This window comes from Chryseobacterium sp. CH25 (genome assembly GCF_004119455.1).
Lineage (GTDB): Bacteria > Bacteroidota > Bacteroidia > Flavobacteriales > Weeksellaceae > Chryseobacterium.
The window spans coordinates 625,134-640,126 of sequence record NZ_NRQT01000001.1; the positions used below are offsets into that span (position 1 = coordinate 625,134).

Genomic DNA, 14,993 nt, shown 5'->3' on the forward strand with positions numbered 1-14,993 from the left:
TAAGAATTTATACTTCATATCTACTGCCAGATAAATTAATCCCCTGTTTTCTTAAGTCTTTTTTTATTAGTCTTAAACAATATAATATTATTAATAAAAATTAAATAATTACATATATTATTCAATCAGCAAAGTTAAATTAATTTTCGTCTACTTAATAATATAAAGTTTCTGATAAAAACAGTGAAACACGAATCTAATTTACATCAAAAAGCCTATAAAACCTAAGCTTTTCATCAATGTAAATCTCTTTTTTAGAATAGATGTAAAAAAATGTCCCCTATCAAAATATTTCAAGATCTGTTTTTATAGGGATTGGGATGCATAAATATAGGGCAGTATTATTTATAATTAATGATTTACAGACGACTTATATCAGTCTTCGATCCACTTACGGAATGCGGCAGTACTCCCCTGGCTTGTCATCAGATGACCTTTATACCCTCTTATCTGAATAGCCAGTGTATTCTTATTATACCGTTCTATTCTTTCAACATGCTGTTTCTGTACAAGTTCACTACGGTTGATTCTGAAAAATTCCGAAGGATTGAGAGCTGCTTCTATATCCTTTAATGTAGATTCATGAAGCAAATGCTTCTTCCCGGCTATATCAATCGCAAAAACAATACCTTCATCCGCTTCAAAAAAGGTAATTTCTTCTGTATTCAGAAAATAAATCCCCTGATGAGAACTTACTGTAAAACGTTTTTTGTATTTTTCTTCTGCCCGATGACTGCTCAGTAAATATTGAAGCTTTTCCAAAACTTCATGTTCACCGGAATCCGATTTTTTCAGCAATAAAAATTTATCCCATGCTTTTTTAAAACGATCCTGTGTAAAAGGTTTTAAAAGATATTCAATCCCGTTGCTTTCAAAGGCATTCATCCAGAACTGATCGTATGCTGTGGTAAAAATAATTGGACAGGTAATACGAATCCGATCATAGATTTCAAAAGCATTTCCATCCAACAGTTCTATATCTGAAAAAATAAGATCTGCTTTTATATTCTTCAAAACATTAACCGCAGTTTCTACTGTATCAACTTCCGCAAGCACTTCCACAGGCTGATCTAAGTCACGGATAAAGCGTTTCAGTTTGTTTCTGGCAGGGATTTCGTCCTCAATAATAACAACTTTTATCATATCTTATTTCTGAATTACGGGGATTATGGCAGTGAAGTCTGTTTCTGTTTTTAAAATCTCCAGTTTTTGATCAGTGAGTACTGAATATTGTTCTTTAAGGTTATTCAGTGCTCTTCCCGAGGTCTTTTTAATGCTCCGTTTGGGATTTATATTGTTGGTTACTGTGACATTTTCTCCAAAATGAATACTGATAAGAACAGGATTAGATTGACTTCCAAGATTATGCTGAACTGCATTTTCCAACAGCAATTGCAGAGAGAGCGGAACTATACTTCCCTTTATATAGCCAGCATCTATCTGTAATATATAAGCCTCTCCATATTTGGAGCGTATCAGATTAAAATACTTTTCAGCAAAAGCTAACTCTTCTTTTACTGAAACCAGCTTTTTATCAGAAACATCAAGCACATACCGATAGATTTCTGCAAATTCATTCAGAAAATCAGAAGCCCTGTATTTATCTTCTTCTATCAGCTGATCCAATACATTAAGATTATTGAACAGAAAATGAGGGTTAAGCTGTGTCTTCAGTTGATTGATTTTATTGTCTGACAGTGCCTTTTCATACAATAACAATTGTTTCTGATATACCACATTCTTTTTATAATAACGGTAAGCCAAAAAGAAACTCCCATAGATAAAGCCGTCTATCAGATCAGAAAAAGTAGTAAAAATTAAGGTTTCTCTGTTGAAGTTCTTCTCAATAGTACCAAAGGTAAGGGAAATCAGAAAACCTATTATTTTCATCACCAAAAGATAAACAAGCAAGGAAGAACTGAATATTTTAAGAATTTCCTTTATCCTGAAAGCAGATGATTTCTGCCAGTTTCTAATAAAGAAATCTATTACAAAAAAAGGATACAGACACAGATAAAAGTGGCCACAGCAGCTTCAGGAGTAAAAATATATTCATCCAGTGTTCCTCTAACTGTAACACGAACATGAATAGACTGTACATAGGCAAACAAAAGAACAAACAGCAGAAAGTATCTGTTTTGACGGATTTGTTTTACAATGTTTTTCATATACAGTTATCAGTTAACTTTTTCACAAAAATAGCCCTATATTTTTTACAGGGCTTCTTCTTGTTCATTATTTTTTCTTTTCCGGAAATGAAGCGGTAACATTTCCTTTATCATCCAGAAAATCCAACTTGGCTTCATTGTTCTTATCTACACAGAACCTGGCCCGTGGCTGTCCTTTACTGTCGAATAAAAACAATCCGTTATTTTCATCTTTGGTTTTCCCCAGCATCATTCTAGGAGTTCCCCCAATAAGTCCCTGCTGTTCATATTCTTTATATTTTTTCTTTAAAGCTTCAGGGGTATTTTGCAACTTATCCAGTTCTTCCATAATTTCGCCTGTTCTCACTTGTGATTCCTTCACTGGGCGATCATTAAAATAAAGCCCACTGGATACTGTTCTCTTTTCTCCTTTCATATGATCCTGTGTTAACAGCTGCATAACCTGATCTCCATCATACTGATCATATGTGAGAGACAATCCTGAACTGTGCCCGTTTTTATTTTTCTGTCCATCATAGATAAAACCACCACATTCAATACCATCTTCATTGAAGAAAAGCATTCCTGAACGTTTTTTTCGGGTTTTATTGGGAGCTGTACCGTTTACTTTTTCTTCTCCGGATGGAAATCGGTCAACGTTTGTGATAATCATTTTTACCGTCCCATCTTTTTCTACGAAATTGATTCTTTCCACATCAATTTCTGTGAATTTCTGATTCCCATCTGTTTTGAAAGCTGAAGCAGTTAAAAAGACAATTCCAATGACTGCTGTAAAAGCAAATGTTCTTAAAAAAATTAGTTCCCGGTTCATGATATTTTTTGTTAATTGTTCTGTTTTGATGAGCCAAAACTATTACAAACACAATTGCTGTTCAATGGAAAAACAATGAACCAAGGAAATAAAAGGATGAATAAAGGAATTTAGGAAATAAACGGTGTATTGACTAAGTCAAATAAAAAGCTCCGACTTATTTTCATAAATCAGAGCTATATATTCCGGTAAAATACATTTACAGACTAACGTTGTCTAAAAGTTTTTTCAGTTCTTCAAGGGATATATTATTTCCGGAAGCTACTACTCCATATCGGTTTCCTTCCAGATACTGAATACTTGTCATTTTATCACTTTCATACATACTGTGATCAAAATAAACGAGCCAGCCTTTATAATTTTTAATATTGGTTTTATCACCAGGCTCTTCTATTGCTTTAAGCTCAAGATAACTTAAAAGACTTCCTGTTACCTGCTCAGCTCCTGCTCCAGCCCCATCTGTTACCATTAAATATACATTCTGAGATCCTTTTGCATAATTTGCTGTAGCATATGACCCTGTTTCTTTATCTTCAAAAGCCGTAACTTCTGTAAGTTTAAAACCGTTAATCTCTTTTTTAAATTTGCTTTTAAAATCATTGACACTGATGGGCTTCAACTTTTTCAGTTCTTTAGCCAGATTCTCAACTTTCGTGGAATCAGAATCATTCTTTACATGTTCTATAGTTCTTACAAGAGGCTGATTAGCAAAAACAACATTAGCCCCCAAAGTAACCGTTAAAACAGTACTTAAAATACCTGCTCCCAGATAAGATAATTTCATAAATAATTAATTTTTTTTGTCTGACAGGCATTGCAAAAAATGCACCAAATAAAAATTGTAAGAACAAATTCTGTTTTTTACAGTCTTTTCTCCTTAAAAACACGAAACCGTTTCATCTAAAAGTACCATGAACAGTAATAAATAGGGATAAAAGCCTGCCACTTCACGAGAACTAATAAAAATAATTAATCTGATTTTTAGCCAATTATTGTTCTTTGTTAAAATTTCTATGAAAAAAGTTTTGTAGAAATTAAAAATCGTTCTATATTTGCACCACTGAAAACAACGATACAATCGGAGTTTAGGGAGAGTTGGCAGAGTGGTCGATTGCGGCAGTCTTGAAAACTGTTGACTGTAACAGGTCCGGGGGTTCGAATCCCTCACTCTCCGCTAAGAGAGCCTTTTTTAAAGGCTCTCTTTTTTTCATATATAAATAAACCTTTTTCTTTCATTTTTCAAATAATTAGATGAAAGCATTCGATTTTCATAATAAAGACTGCTTCCGAACATCAGGCTTAACTTAACATAGCTTGAAATATGAACACAATTTTCTATACACCTAAATAATAAAGGATAAGCAAATATGGCCAATTCAACTCACCTGGGATTAAGAAGAAATATAGTAGAATTATTTGACCATAATATTTTGTGGGAAAAATATGCTCATGAAGCAATAATTGAATTGAAAAATATATTTGGCCCTATTGCCATAGACATTCAACACATTGGAAGTACAGCTATAAAAAATATAAAGGCAAAACCAATAATAGATATTGTTGTAGGAATAAATGAATTAAATGAAGTAGATGCTTTTGTAGAAAAATTAGCACAACATAATTATTTTCATCGACCTTTTAAAGACGATGATGTGCTTTTTGTAAAAGGAAATACAAAAGAAGAAACAAGAACACATCACATCCATATTGTTAAATACAACAGTGATATATGGAATAATCAAATTAATTTCAGAGATTACTTGAATCACAATACAGATGAAGCTAAAAATTATGAAAAACTGAAAATCAAATTACAAAAAGACAACAGAAATAACAGAAGTGGATATACAGAAAAAAAAGAAGGATATATCACTAAAATAATGGAAAGAGCGGAAAAATGGAAAAGAAATCAAACCAACCCATAATATCAGTCTGTCAAAAAATTGCTTCAATTTAAAATCCTTCATTAAACCTGAAGTTTGTTCTCTAATCAAAGACTTGTAGTAAAAACGCAGCCTTCGTCAAGATGAAAATCTTTCACAGTTCAAGAGTTATAGATTATCGCAGTCTTGAAAACCATTAACCATAACAAATCCAAGGGTTTAAATCCCTCGCACCCCGCAAAAAAGGGTTAAGCTTATCATTTTAACCCTTTTTTATTGATGAATATTTGATTTATAAACTAATTGTATCAATTATCATTTACTGTTTGATGAGATTATTGATTTTGACAAGCATTTCGGTTGCATTTCGGTTGCCGGAATCCAATTCCAATACTTTTTGATAATCTTTTTTTGATAACTGATAGTCTTTTTTATTGAAATAAGCTTCCCCTCGGCTATCATATACATTAGACGACATTGGAAATTCCTGTACATTGAGATTGAATATTTGGAGAGCAATTTCACTTTGGCTTTTTGCTTCAAACTGATACCCTAAATTATTCAGTGCGTTTTCAAAATTAAAGGCAGGATATTCCTTCTTCAACTGCCGATATATAGCTAAGGCTTTTGTATAATCATTATTGTGAAAAGCTTCATACAATTTCGTCTCTGCAGTTCTAAGTTTTTCAATAGGAATCATTAACTTTTTTAAGTTTTCCTGCTCCTTAAAGATCGTCATTCCCGTTAATTCATTGTTTTTATTGACATCAAATTGAATAAGATTCGGGTAGTTATCAACCATAAACGTATTGTCACCAAGGTAAAACATCTTATTTTTTTCAATTCCGATATCCTGCTTTAGAACCGGTGAATTGATATAGAGTACATTATTCTCCTGAAAAATTGTATTCATTCCAATCCGGGTATATCCCAAAAGAAATTCAGTATAGACACCACTAATTGCTTTAGCCAAATTTTCAGGCACTTTCATTTCACTCTTCTTTTTTGGAAGATTCCAGTTAAGCAAACTGAAAACCCTGTTTTTGACATAACTCATCAAAGGAAATCTATTGGGCTTATCCCCGTTTGCTAAAATAACAATACCACTACCATTCTTCATATTCCCCAACACATCTCCACCAACCCCTGTATTTGATCCATCATGAAAAAACCATTCCTGGTTCCCCCAGCCTACTCCACGCTGCCAGCCATACCCCCAACCTCTGGGGCCCATGAGTGTCACAATATCCGTAACTTTTCTGGCCACGTTAGAGGAAATGACTTTATTTCCCTTTCCTCTTAATGCATTTTGTATTTCGATGGTTATAACAGCAAGATCAGAAGGTGTTGACCATAAACCTGAAGGGGCAACCTGTGGGGTTATAGGAATTCCTGTTCTTATCTTTTCACCATTATTATTGTGTACTTTGGCAATATTATTAATCAGAAACCCTTTTTCATTAGGCTGGATCATTGTTGAGTGCTGAAGCTGCAAAGGATCAAGCAAGTGTTCTTTTACAATTGCTGAGAAAGGTTTTGTAAATAGTCTTCAAGGGCAAGCTGCACAACCACATAACCACCACCACTATACTCCCAATTAGTACCAGGCTTAAAGAGAAACTTAATAGGTTCTTTGCTTCTCGGTAGCAGAATGCCATTTAGACTCTGTACAATAGTAGGGATAGAATCCCCTTCATAATAGTCTTCAAATCCACCTTGGGAAGTTCCGGAAGTATGAGACAAAAGATGCTTCCAGGTAACTTCGGTATCTTTCGTAAAATCACTTTTAGGCAACTCCCATCTTCTAATATATTTTGAAATTGGATCATCTAAATTAATCAACCCTTTCTCTTCCAGAATTGCACATACAATAGCCGTAATTGGCTTGGATATTGAAGCTGTAGAGAATGCCGTGTTTACATCAATCTTGTCACCTAAGCCTGCTTCTTTTATTCCCCATTGATGAGTCCAGATTACTTTATAATCTTCAAAAACAGCAACGCTTAACCCATTAAGTTTCTTTTGCCTCATTAATGCTTCCGCCTGTATTTTCAGGTCATCCCATTTAGAATCGGCATAATCTTTAGATTTTTTTTTGTTCTGCCCATGCCCTTCTATAATAAAACACAGTAATAAAAACACGATTAATTTTGGCTTCATAAGTTATATTGTTTAAGTTAATATTAGGACAACTGAGAAAAAGATACTATTACACTTAAACACATCCTTATTAGATATCTATATGTTTTTTTAAAATTCCTTTCCTATTTTTAAAAGCATACTCTTTTCATTTTCATTACCCAGCTTCAATTCTAAAACTATCAAATAATCTTCTTTCCTAGGTTCCTCTATCCCAACAGAAACAAACAAAAACCCACTGATATTCAAAAGGTTTTGTTTTTTACTAAATTTTTCCTACCCAAATTATCCCTACATTTCTTATCTCAGCACCTCATTTAGTAAATTTTAGGGATAAAACTAACTGCTGCATCTCTCGAAAACCTCCAAACTAAAATATTTTATCTTTTTTCGGGAAAACAAAGATTTATCTAAACTGACTCTTCTTAAAGTCAATTCCAAAACGAGATTTATGTATAAATATTTCAATTCAAAAACAAAATAAAAAACAATGCACAAGTTGACATAAGTGATTTATTTTCAATTATTTAAAATAATAAAATATTTCTTTTTCCATTGACTTATATTTATATATTTGATGTGTAATTTTAAAATTTATCACAATCATGAAAAAACTATTATTTATTGCTATGCTAGGTGTAGTAGGTTTTGTAAGTGCAAAAGGAAACGTGGAGAAAGTAAATTCTAAAACAAAAGAAGCTACGGTTGCTAAAAGCACAAAAAAAGCCAAAAAAAAACTTCAAATGCAATGTGGAACGTTTCAGGCAACCTGTACATCTGCTTATACTTGCCAGGACTGGACTGTTGGTCAATGGTTGGAGTGGGGAGAAAAAATTCAAGATAATTATTGTCAACTATAATTACTGAGCCAGAAGTTAATCATTTCTTCCAATTCACGAGAATAGAAGTTGTGATTATTAATCAAAATAAATCGTTCAAATAATAAATTTTGTTTGAACGATTAACTATTCTTATTAAAAAAAAGTTAATGAATTTCACAAATAAACGAACTCTAATAATTCTATTTTTCTTTTTTTTCTCTTTTTTGTTATCTCAAACAACTACTAGTGATTCATTAAGGGGAGAATTTACCTACTTACTTCAATATAAACCTAATATTCTAAATCGAGATAACGTTTATAAGGAACTTTTTACAATGCAAATAAGTAATAAACGTGCTTTTTTATTAGTGAAAACAGGTTAAAATTTGACTCTCTTTTCATGGAACAGTATAATAAAAATAGGAGTAATTTTAATATTGATATGAGAGGGTTGCCTTCATCAAAATTTAAGTTTTTAATTATCCAAACAAATGATAATTCGGAATTTTACGAATCAGTTGGAACTGCTCTTCTATCTTATAATACCTCTGTAATTCATGATTGGAAGTTAATTGATGAAACCAAAGTAATTAATTCTATTCATTGTAAAAAAGCAGAGGTTCATTATAAAGGAAGAGATTGGACAGCCTGGTATTCAACCGAAATTCCTTTTCCTTATGGACCATACAAATTTAGTGGTCTTCCAGGATTAATTGTTAAAATAACAGATAAGACAGAAGATTATGATTTTGAACTTGTAAAATCGGTATCAAGTGCTAAGTTGAAAGGAAAAATAATAACAGTAAATAAAAGACATTATCAAAGTGCTAAGTTAGTCACAAAAAAAGAATTAACTCAAGCAACAACAAATTACAGAGATAATATTAAATATGAGTTAGAAAAAATGGGTACTGTATTTTCAGAGGGGCAAAACAGACAAAAAATAAGTGAAACAGATAAAAAAGGTTATAATCCTATTGAATTAGAGTAATGAAAGTGTATTTTCTTGATATTTTTCAAGTAACTATTTACTGGTGTATTTTCCCGAAGTTCTTCTAACCCAATAGAAACAAACAAAAACCCACTGATATTCAGCGGGCTTTTTATTTTCTTGCAAGGTGGTCTATTTTGGTTGCTGCTGTGTTACACAATGCACCATTCCGCCATTGGCAAAAAGGTTACGACAATCAATTCCAACTACTTTTTTACCAGGATACAATTGCTGAATAATCTGATTAGCAATAACATCATTAGGATCATTATAATTAGGTACCAGTACCCTATTATTAGCGATATAATAATTAATATAAGATGCCTTACCTATATTTTTTCCATAGGTAGTTATTACATCATTTTTGTTAAAGGAACCTTTACAAACTGGTAAGGGGAACCATTTTTTTGCGTGGCATTGTAGAGTTTACCCACGTCACTACTTGGAACCTGCCAGTAATCCAAATCATTAGTATTCATGGTGATAATCGTAGTAGGATTCGCAAATCTGGCAAACCCGTCAATATGCATATCTGTGATATCAAGATTAGCCTTTCCATCCAGCCAGATAAATTTTGTGATTCCTAAATTTTTCGTGAAGATAGCCTCTGCCTGCTGCTGCGTCATTCCAGGGTTTCTGTTATCGTTAAGAATAGAACTTTTACAAGCCATCAATACTCCATTTCCATCAATTTCAACACTTCCGCCTTCATTAATCATAACTGAATTAAGATTTATTTTTGGAACCCCAGTATCAGCAGCAATTTTAGAAGGAATTGTATTACAGTTACTATATTGGGCTTTATTCCCCCAACCGTTGAATCCCCAATCCTGAATAAACAACTTTCCATTTTTATCTTTTACGTAGATAGGCCCATTATCTCTTACCCAAAAATCATCAGTTGGATACAGCTTAAAGTCGATATTATTAAGTGATACTCCTGCATGGGTTAATAATCCCATAATTCGATCCTTTTCTGTAGCATCATAAGCAATGATATGCACTTTTTCACTTTGCACAAGCTCTTTAGTCATTGCTACCCAGGTAGGATCCAATCTGTTTTGGTAAGTGCTTCCATATTGATACTTGTGGGGCCACTGAAGCCAGGTTCCTTCATGTGGAGCAGATTCCTCAGGCATTTTATAAACAACAGAAGCAGGATCAGGCGTACCTGAAGTGGGTGGAACTGATACCTCATCCTGAGAACAGGAAAACATAATAACAGGTAACAGTAAGAACATGATTTTCTTTTTTTGCATAGGTGATCTATTTTTGATGAAGCAAAATTAGATCGATAAACAGTCTAAAAGTTGTCCAAAATTGACAATCTATCTCAAAGGCAGTAAAATATAAGTCAATTGATCCGTCTCATCATTCATCTCATCTGCATACCTTTCATATTTCTCTATGATAGGAGTATGCGAGAACTCAAGCCCGGAATTAAAAATCCATCGGGAATAAATTTTCGTATACGTATCATCTATTGTTTCATAGGTACCGGAATGGGTAAAACGCGCATATCTACCACCCAATATGGGTTTTGAAGGGAGTTTTTTATTTTGAGCCTGTGTGGTTGAGCAGGCATCATAGCGGCAGTTTATTTCAGTCATAATTAAAGGCTCATCTGCTATAATACCAAAATACTCTGCATCCGACCCGAGAAATTCATTGTGCATGAAATTGTCCCAGAGCAACTCTATTTCCTCATTGTTGTAATAGGTTTGAATGCTCTGATAATATACCTGTATTGGTTTAAGATATACAATTTCTGGCTCCAGCAAGATATCAGAGGCTATCGGAATCAGATCCGGCTCACAAAGCAGCTGCTGTTTACCTGATCTTGCTTCCTTAGGAGATATCCCAAAATGTTGTTTGAAAGCTTTTGAAAAAGATGCTATAGTAGAAAAACCAACTTCAACTCCTATAGAGGTAAGGCTTTCCTGAGTATAAAGAATTCGCTTATAAGCATTTTCCACTTTCAGCCTTTGCTGGAAAGCTCCTATTGTCTCCCCGCAGCTATACTTAAAGATACGCTGAATATTTCTGTAAGAATAATTGGATACTTCTTCCAAATCTTTTACAGAAATCTGCTGATCATAATTTTTCTCAATAAAATTGATGACTTTATAAATACAGTTCAGATTGTCTTCCATAAATATATCTTGGGAGTAAATAGTTTGAAATAAATTGCAAATAAAAGAAATAAAACAGAGTTAGGCTCGTATAAAGGTTTCTCTTTTATATTAAAAAAAGCCTTAAATCAATCAATTTAAGGCTTCTATTTGCTATGATATACAAGCTATTAGCTTAATATATCACATGGTGCTACACAATAAACCCAAGGACATCTTTTTATTCCCGGAGGTGGGCAACATGCTTCTGAGCAGCTTAACGCACCTCCATTGATGCTTTTCAGCTGATCTCTTGAATTTTTTTTACAATTTTTCATAGTCAAGTCAGATTAGATTACAATTTAGGGTTGATTTCCGCCACCGCATCCATCATATGGCATACATTGCCATTTTCCGCCAATCAAACATATTTGACCACCAGGGCAGTTGATACCTCCTTTAATTGATTTCATTTCTTGTCTGTCGATTTTTTGTAAGTTTTTCATAATAATTTGATTTAATAAAGCTCTAAATTAATCAATTTTCACTAATGTAAATTAAATTATTTTATAAAATTATCATAAAATCGATCTTATGTTTCAATCATTCACATTGCAAATAAAAAAAACACTCAATAACTTTTATCAACGTTGATTTCCATTCCATATTATTTTCTTAGTTTTATGGAAAGTGTTGGTTTATATTATTTTAAAACTTAACCCTCAGTTTACTTTTTGTTCACTCTTTACTGATACTTTTCAATTAGCAACCATTAAAAAACATATAAAATCCAGGATATGAAAACAAATCGAATAGCCTGCTATTGAAACTCTTGGTGAAGTGAGTAGATTTGTTGCAACACTTAAATAAAAACACTCGTAAGTATGTCAAAACTTCTTAAATATAGAGAAAACCTGAATCTAACCCAAGAAGAGTTGGCTGCAAAGTCAGGTATCTCCGTAAGAACGATCCAACGTATTGAAGCTGGTACCGAACCCAAAGGTTACACTTTAAAAACACTGGCAAAAGCACTTAATATAAAAGAAAACGAATTATTAAAAACTCGCATTAATGAAGCTGTAAATTACCCGTTGATTAAGCTAATCAATCTATCTTCGTTACCTTTCATCATTTTTCCGCCCATGAACATCTTAGCTCCATTGCTCATAATGTACTTTAAAAAGGAAAATGATTTAATGGCTAAGCAGATTGTTTCTCTTCAAATTTTATGGACTTTAGTATCGGTAATTTTATTCTTCTCAAGTCCGTTTTTGAATAGAATATTTTCTATTGATTTTCCATTCATATTAATTGTTGCAGCAGCTGCTTGCATTACAAATATCTATATTATCATCGTCAATACAATTTCAATCGACAGAAAACAAAAAATGAATATACGATTGAATTTCAGCTTCTTGTAATAACTGACATGTAATTGACGCGTACTTGTCAGGCTACATTTTCTTATAAATAGATAATCCTGTTGAAATTTGTCTCATTGATAAACATTAAATATTTTAACAATGAAACAATTAAGATTAATTATCATAATCCTATCTTCAATAAGCACAGGAGCACAGCTAAACCAGAAATCAGAATTATTTATTACCCTTCAGAAAAAAGACAGTATTTTATTTGAAAAAGGATTCAATACATGTGATCTGGATGCTATCAAGAATTTAGTCACTTCCGATTTTGAGTTTTATCATGATCAAAACGGAATTCAAGACAAAACAATATTTCTTAAGAATTTTAAAGAAAGTATTTGTGAAAATCCGAAAGGCAAACCCATCCGAAAGTTAGTAAAAGGGAGCCTCACAGTATTTCCTTTATATAATGAAGGAAAATTATATGGTGCCATTCAGTCAGGTATTCATGATTTTTATATAACTAATAACAGAGAACAATATTTCACTGAAAGGGCAAAATTTACGGCAACATGGCTTTTGGAAAAGGAAGAATGGAAGTTGAAAAAAGAACTAAGCTATGATCACAGCAAACCGGTAAGATATGACGCCAGGTTTGAAGATGGCTATCCTTTCCCTTTATTCAATACCGATTCAGAAATTGAATCGCTTTTAAAAGAGTTAAAAATTCCTTCATTGTCAATTGGATATATCCATGACGGGCAATTGCAACAAATACGATCTTTTGGAGTTCAAAAAAATAATATTCCTGTGAAATACAACAGTATTTATAAAGTAGCTTCACTTACAAAGCCGATTACTGCAATAATAGCATTGAAGCTTATTGAGGCAGGAAAATGGAATTTAGATGAACCTTTAGCAAAATATTATGTTGATCCAGCCATTAAAGAGAGTCCATTTTTAAATCAATTAACAACCAGAAATATTTTGTCTCAAAAATCAGGTTTTCCAAATTGGAGATACTTAAGAGCAGACAAAAAACTCATATTTGAATTTGAGCCTGGAACAAGATTTCAATATTCCGGAGAAGGATTTGAATATTTAAGAAAAGCTATTGAAAGGAAATTTAAAAAATCCCTGGAAGAAATTGCAAAAGAAATACTTTTTACTCCGCTAAAAATGAACGATACCTCCTATTATTGGACAAAAGCAACTGATGAAAGCAGATATGCTGTAGAAAGTGATACAATAGGACAACCCATGAAATATGAAAAATACTACACATCCAATGCTGCTGCAAATTTACTCACAACAGTTGAAGATTACAGTAAATTTTTACTTCATATTTTACAACATGCAGGACTTTCACAACACTTATACAATGAATTTGTTCAATCACAAACCGAGGTAAAACCAGACATAAATTGGGGACTGGGAATGCAGATTCTTCCTGAGCTCCCTGAGCATGAATTTGCATTGCAGCATACAGGTGGAGATGATGGAACAAAATGTATTGTATTGCTTCTTCCAAAATCAAAAAGAGGCCTTATTATTTTTATAAATTCTGAAAATGGCCTTATTATTTGGAAAAAAATAATTGAGGAATACTTAGGCGAAGCGGGTAAGGAAATTGTTAAACGAAACTTAAGCAAAGGTGAAAATCCAGATTGATTAAAAGGATGAAGGAAAATCAAACATCACTAATATAATTGTAAGGCTTATATTAAAAAAGGGACTCTATAGTTCTTATATTGAATCATCTTTTAAATTTGATCTTTATTATTCCTACTCCATTAAATATTTAGATTAACTTAGTATCTCAAATAATCATATTTACTCAATAAATGCTAGAGCTCAGAACCAGTTGCGAAAACTGCCAGAAACCCTTACCCTATGACTCTCCGGAAGCTATGATCTGTACATTTGAATGTACTTTCTGCAAGGATTGCGTTGATCAGATTTTTAAGAATGTATGCCCCAACTGTGGTGGCGGATTAGAAAAACGTCCCATCAGACCCAAAAGTCTTCTCGCAAAATATCCTGTAAGTTCAGAAATTGTGTATAAACCAATTAATGAAGCTGAATTCAAAATTAAACAGGAGAGATTAATAGATATTCCTTTGGGGGAGCGATAAATAAACCGACGCAACGTAAATGCATACAAACCAATTACTTACATTAATATATATAAAACAAAACCTACTCATTTCAGTAGATTTTTCTTGTATTTGCCAGACCATTTTAAGATGTTGTTTGCTGCACATTAAACACAGTACCCGCAGGATCTGTAATCCAATGCATGTTTTCCGGAAGCTCTTCAATTTCGTCACAGGTTTCCACTCCGTTTAATTTCAGATATTCTGTGGCTGCTTCTACATCCGGAACAGTAAGCTGTAACCAGGTTTCAGAATGCGTGTAATTATCCACACAGTCTAGCCAGATAATATTGAGACCGAACTTCACTTCGTGAGTCCTGGAGACCGTAGGATTATCAATTTTCTTTTCTTCCACTGGCAACTTTAAGATATCTCTGTAAAAAGCTATGGTCTTTTCATATTTACTTTTTGGAATTTTAATGGCAATGTTAATTCCAGCATTAAATTGGATATTCATATTGATTACTTTTTGTTGTGTTTGGTTTTGTAAAGGTATCACATTGAGTATCTGGAAGGCTTGTCTTATGACAAGATCATAAAAACACA

Annotated in this window: 18 protein-coding genes and 1 tRNA gene; 7 read left to right on the forward strand and 12 right to left on the reverse strand. The window is 32.9% G+C overall.

From position 1 onward, the window contains the following. Positions 1 to 375 precede the first annotated feature (375 nt). The 5 genes from BOQ64_RS02745 to BOQ64_RS02765 form a co-directional block, all read right to left on the reverse strand. Positions 376 to 1,143: a LytR/AlgR family response regulator transcription factor gene (locus BOQ64_RS02745; protein WP_129056242.1), complete on the reverse strand. Its 768-nt coding sequence runs from the start codon at positions 1,141 to 1,143 to the stop codon at positions 376 to 378. A 3-nt stretch (positions 1,144 to 1,146) separates the two neighbouring features. After that, positions 1,147 to 1,890: a sensor histidine kinase gene (locus BOQ64_RS02750; RefSeq protein WP_129056240.1), complete on the reverse strand. Its 744-nt coding sequence runs from the start codon at positions 1,888 to 1,890 to the stop codon at positions 1,147 to 1,149. 98 nt (positions 1,891 to 1,988) lie between these two features. Continuing rightward, positions 1,989 to 2,168 (reverse strand): hypothetical protein, encoded by a 180-nt coding sequence (locus BOQ64_RS02755; RefSeq protein ID WP_129056238.1) that lies wholly within the window; start codon positions 2,166 to 2,168, stop codon positions 1,989 to 1,991. Positions 2,169 to 2,235: 67 nt separating this feature from the next. Next, complete coding sequence (locus tag BOQ64_RS02760) at positions 2,236 to 2,979, reverse strand: hypothetical protein (RefSeq protein ID WP_129056236.1); 744 nt, start codon at positions 2,977 to 2,979, stop codon at positions 2,236 to 2,238. Between the two features lie 199 nt (positions 2,980 to 3,178). Further along, on the reverse strand, positions 3,179 to 3,763 hold the full coding sequence (locus BOQ64_RS02765; RefSeq protein ID WP_129056234.1) for a hypothetical protein: 585 nt from the start codon (positions 3,761 to 3,763) through the stop codon (positions 3,179 to 3,181). 305 nt (positions 3,764 to 4,068) lie between these two features. Between BOQ64_RS02765 and BOQ64_RS02770 the strand changes: the two genes are divergently transcribed. Together BOQ64_RS02770 and BOQ64_RS02775 are read left to right on the forward strand one after the other, a co-directional pair. After that, a tRNA-Ser gene (locus BOQ64_RS02770) sits at positions 4,069 to 4,153 on the forward strand. A gap of 193 nt (positions 4,154 to 4,346) precedes the next feature. Continuing rightward, positions 4,347 to 4,904, forward strand: a complete 558-nt coding sequence (locus BOQ64_RS02775; protein WP_228448108.1) for a GrpB family protein — start codon at positions 4,347 to 4,349, stop codon at positions 4,902 to 4,904. A gap of 277 nt (positions 4,905 to 5,181) precedes the next feature. On the opposite strand, the gene BOQ64_RS24445 is transcribed toward BOQ64_RS02775, so the two are convergent. Beyond that, on the reverse strand, positions 5,182 to 6,369 hold the full coding sequence (locus BOQ64_RS24445) for a serine hydrolase (RefSeq protein WP_164975734.1): 1,188 nt from the start codon (positions 6,367 to 6,369) through the stop codon (positions 5,182 to 5,184). Positions 6,370 to 6,377: 8 nt separating this feature from the next. Next, on the reverse strand, positions 6,378 to 7,022 hold the full coding sequence (locus BOQ64_RS24450; RefSeq protein ID WP_129056230.1) for a serine hydrolase domain-containing protein: 645 nt from the start codon (positions 7,020 to 7,022) through the stop codon (positions 6,378 to 6,380). 584 nt (positions 7,023 to 7,606) lie between these two features. Between BOQ64_RS24450 and BOQ64_RS02790 the strand changes: the two genes are divergently transcribed. After that, positions 7,607 to 7,861 (forward strand): hypothetical protein, encoded by a 255-nt coding sequence (locus BOQ64_RS02790; RefSeq protein WP_129056228.1) that lies wholly within the window; start codon positions 7,607 to 7,609, stop codon positions 7,859 to 7,861. Positions 7,862 to 8,222: 361 nt separating this feature from the next. Further along, positions 8,223 to 8,813, forward strand: coding sequence for a GLPGLI family protein (locus tag BOQ64_RS02795; RefSeq protein ID WP_262708724.1), 591 nt, complete (start codon positions 8,223 to 8,225; stop codon positions 8,811 to 8,813). A gap of 132 nt (positions 8,814 to 8,945) precedes the next feature. Here BOQ64_RS02795 and BOQ64_RS24455 read toward each other — a convergent pair whose 3' ends face one another. The 4 genes from BOQ64_RS24455 to BOQ64_RS22985 form a co-directional block, all read right to left on the reverse strand. Next, positions 8,946 to 9,167 carry an agmatine deiminase family protein gene (locus BOQ64_RS24455; protein ID WP_317127658.1) on the reverse strand — a complete coding sequence of 74 codons (222 nt, stop codon included), beginning with the start codon at positions 9,165 to 9,167 and terminating at the stop codon, positions 8,946 to 8,948. Then, positions 9,167 to 10,072: an agmatine/peptidylarginine deiminase gene (locus BOQ64_RS02800; RefSeq protein ID WP_262708725.1), complete on the reverse strand. Its 906-nt coding sequence runs from the start codon at positions 10,070 to 10,072 to the stop codon at positions 9,167 to 9,169. The genes BOQ64_RS24455 and BOQ64_RS02800 overlap by 1 nt, the downstream gene beginning before the upstream one ends. A 69-nt stretch (positions 10,073 to 10,141) precedes the next feature. After that, positions 10,142 to 10,966 carry a GyrI-like domain-containing protein gene (locus BOQ64_RS02805; protein ID WP_129056222.1) on the reverse strand — a complete coding sequence of 275 codons (825 nt, stop codon included), beginning with the start codon at positions 10,964 to 10,966 and terminating at the stop codon, positions 10,142 to 10,144. A 320-nt stretch (positions 10,967 to 11,286) separates the two neighbouring features. Further along, positions 11,287 to 11,430 (reverse strand): bacteriocin-like protein, encoded by a 144-nt coding sequence (locus tag BOQ64_RS22985; RefSeq protein ID WP_164975735.1) that lies wholly within the window; start codon positions 11,428 to 11,430, stop codon positions 11,287 to 11,289. Between the two features lie 378 nt (positions 11,431 to 11,808). Here BOQ64_RS22985 and BOQ64_RS02810 point away from each other — a divergent pair, with 378 nt between their 5' ends. From BOQ64_RS02810 to BOQ64_RS02820, 3 genes are all read left to right on the forward strand, one after another. Continuing rightward, complete coding sequence (locus BOQ64_RS02810; protein ID WP_129056220.1) at positions 11,809 to 12,345, forward strand: helix-turn-helix domain-containing protein; 537 nt, start codon at positions 11,809 to 11,811, stop codon at positions 12,343 to 12,345. 102 nt (positions 12,346 to 12,447) lie between these two features. Then, the gene (locus BOQ64_RS02815) at positions 12,448 to 13,962 is read left to right on the forward strand and encodes a serine hydrolase domain-containing protein (protein ID WP_129056219.1); all 1,515 of its coding nucleotides are present in this window, start codon (positions 12,448 to 12,450) and stop codon (positions 13,960 to 13,962) included. Positions 13,963 to 14,135: 173 nt separating this feature from the next. Further along, on the forward strand, positions 14,136 to 14,426 hold the full coding sequence (locus BOQ64_RS02820) for a DUF1272 domain-containing protein (protein ID WP_129056217.1): 291 nt from the start codon (positions 14,136 to 14,138) through the stop codon (positions 14,424 to 14,426). Between the two features lie 106 nt (positions 14,427 to 14,532). On the opposite strand, the gene BOQ64_RS02825 is transcribed toward BOQ64_RS02820, so the two are convergent. Beyond that, positions 14,533 to 14,904: a VOC family protein gene (locus BOQ64_RS02825; protein WP_129056215.1), complete on the reverse strand. Its 372-nt coding sequence runs from the start codon at positions 14,902 to 14,904 to the stop codon at positions 14,533 to 14,535. Positions 14,905 to 14,993 lie beyond the last annotated feature (89 nt).

Bases quoted from the DNA above. Each gene is read 5' to 3' on its own strand.
- BOQ64_RS02805 (WP_129056222.1), bottom strand. From the start codon at position 10,966: ATGGAAGACAATCTGAACTGTATTTATAAAGTCATCAATTTTATTGAG.
- BOQ64_RS02810 (WP_129056220.1), top strand. From the start codon at position 11,809: ATGTCAAAACTTCTTAAATATAGAGAAAACCTGAATCTAACCCAAGAA.
- BOQ64_RS02795 (WP_262708724.1), top strand. From the start codon at position 8,223: ATGGAACAGTATAATAAAAATAGGAGTAATTTTAATATTGATATGAGA.
- BOQ64_RS02820 (WP_129056217.1), top strand. From the start codon at position 14,136: ATGCTAGAGCTCAGAACCAGTTGCGAAAACTGCCAGAAACCCTTACCC.
- BOQ64_RS02790 (WP_129056228.1), top strand. From the start codon at position 7,607: ATGAAAAAACTATTATTTATTGCTATGCTAGGTGTAGTAGGTTTTGTA.
- BOQ64_RS02750 (WP_129056240.1), bottom strand. From the start codon at position 1,890: ATGAAAATAATAGGTTTTCTGATTTCCCTTACCTTTGGTACTATTGAG.
- BOQ64_RS02755 (WP_129056238.1), bottom strand. From the start codon at position 2,168: ATGAAAAACATTGTAAAACAAATCCGTCAAAACAGATACTTTCTGCTG.
- BOQ64_RS02815 (WP_129056219.1), top strand. From the start codon at position 12,448: ATGAAACAATTAAGATTAATTATCATAATCCTATCTTCAATAAGCACA.
- BOQ64_RS02775 (WP_228448108.1), top strand. From the start codon at position 4,347: ATGGCCAATTCAACTCACCTGGGATTAAGAAGAAATATAGTAGAATTA.
- BOQ64_RS22985 (WP_164975735.1), bottom strand. From the start codon at position 11,430: ATGAAAAACTTACAAAAAATCGACAGACAAGAAATGAAATCAATTAAA.
- BOQ64_RS24450 (WP_129056230.1), bottom strand. From the start codon at position 7,022: ATGAAGCCAAAATTAATCGTGTTTTTATTACTGTGTTTTATTATAGAA.
- BOQ64_RS02800 (WP_262708725.1), bottom strand. From the start codon at position 10,072: ATGCAAAAAAAGAAAATCATGTTCTTACTGTTACCTGTTATTATGTTT.
- BOQ64_RS02745 (WP_129056242.1), bottom strand. From the start codon at position 1,143: ATGATAAAAGTTGTTATTATTGAGGACGAAATCCCTGCCAGAAACAAA.
- BOQ64_RS02760 (WP_129056236.1), bottom strand. From the start codon at position 2,979: ATGAACCGGGAACTAATTTTTTTAAGAACATTTGCTTTTACAGCAGTC.
- BOQ64_RS02825 (WP_129056215.1), bottom strand. From the start codon at position 14,904: ATGAATATCCAATTTAATGCTGGAATTAACATTGCCATTAAAATTCCA.
- BOQ64_RS02765 (WP_129056234.1), bottom strand. From the start codon at position 3,763: ATGAAATTATCTTATCTGGGAGCAGGTATTTTAAGTACTGTTTTAACG.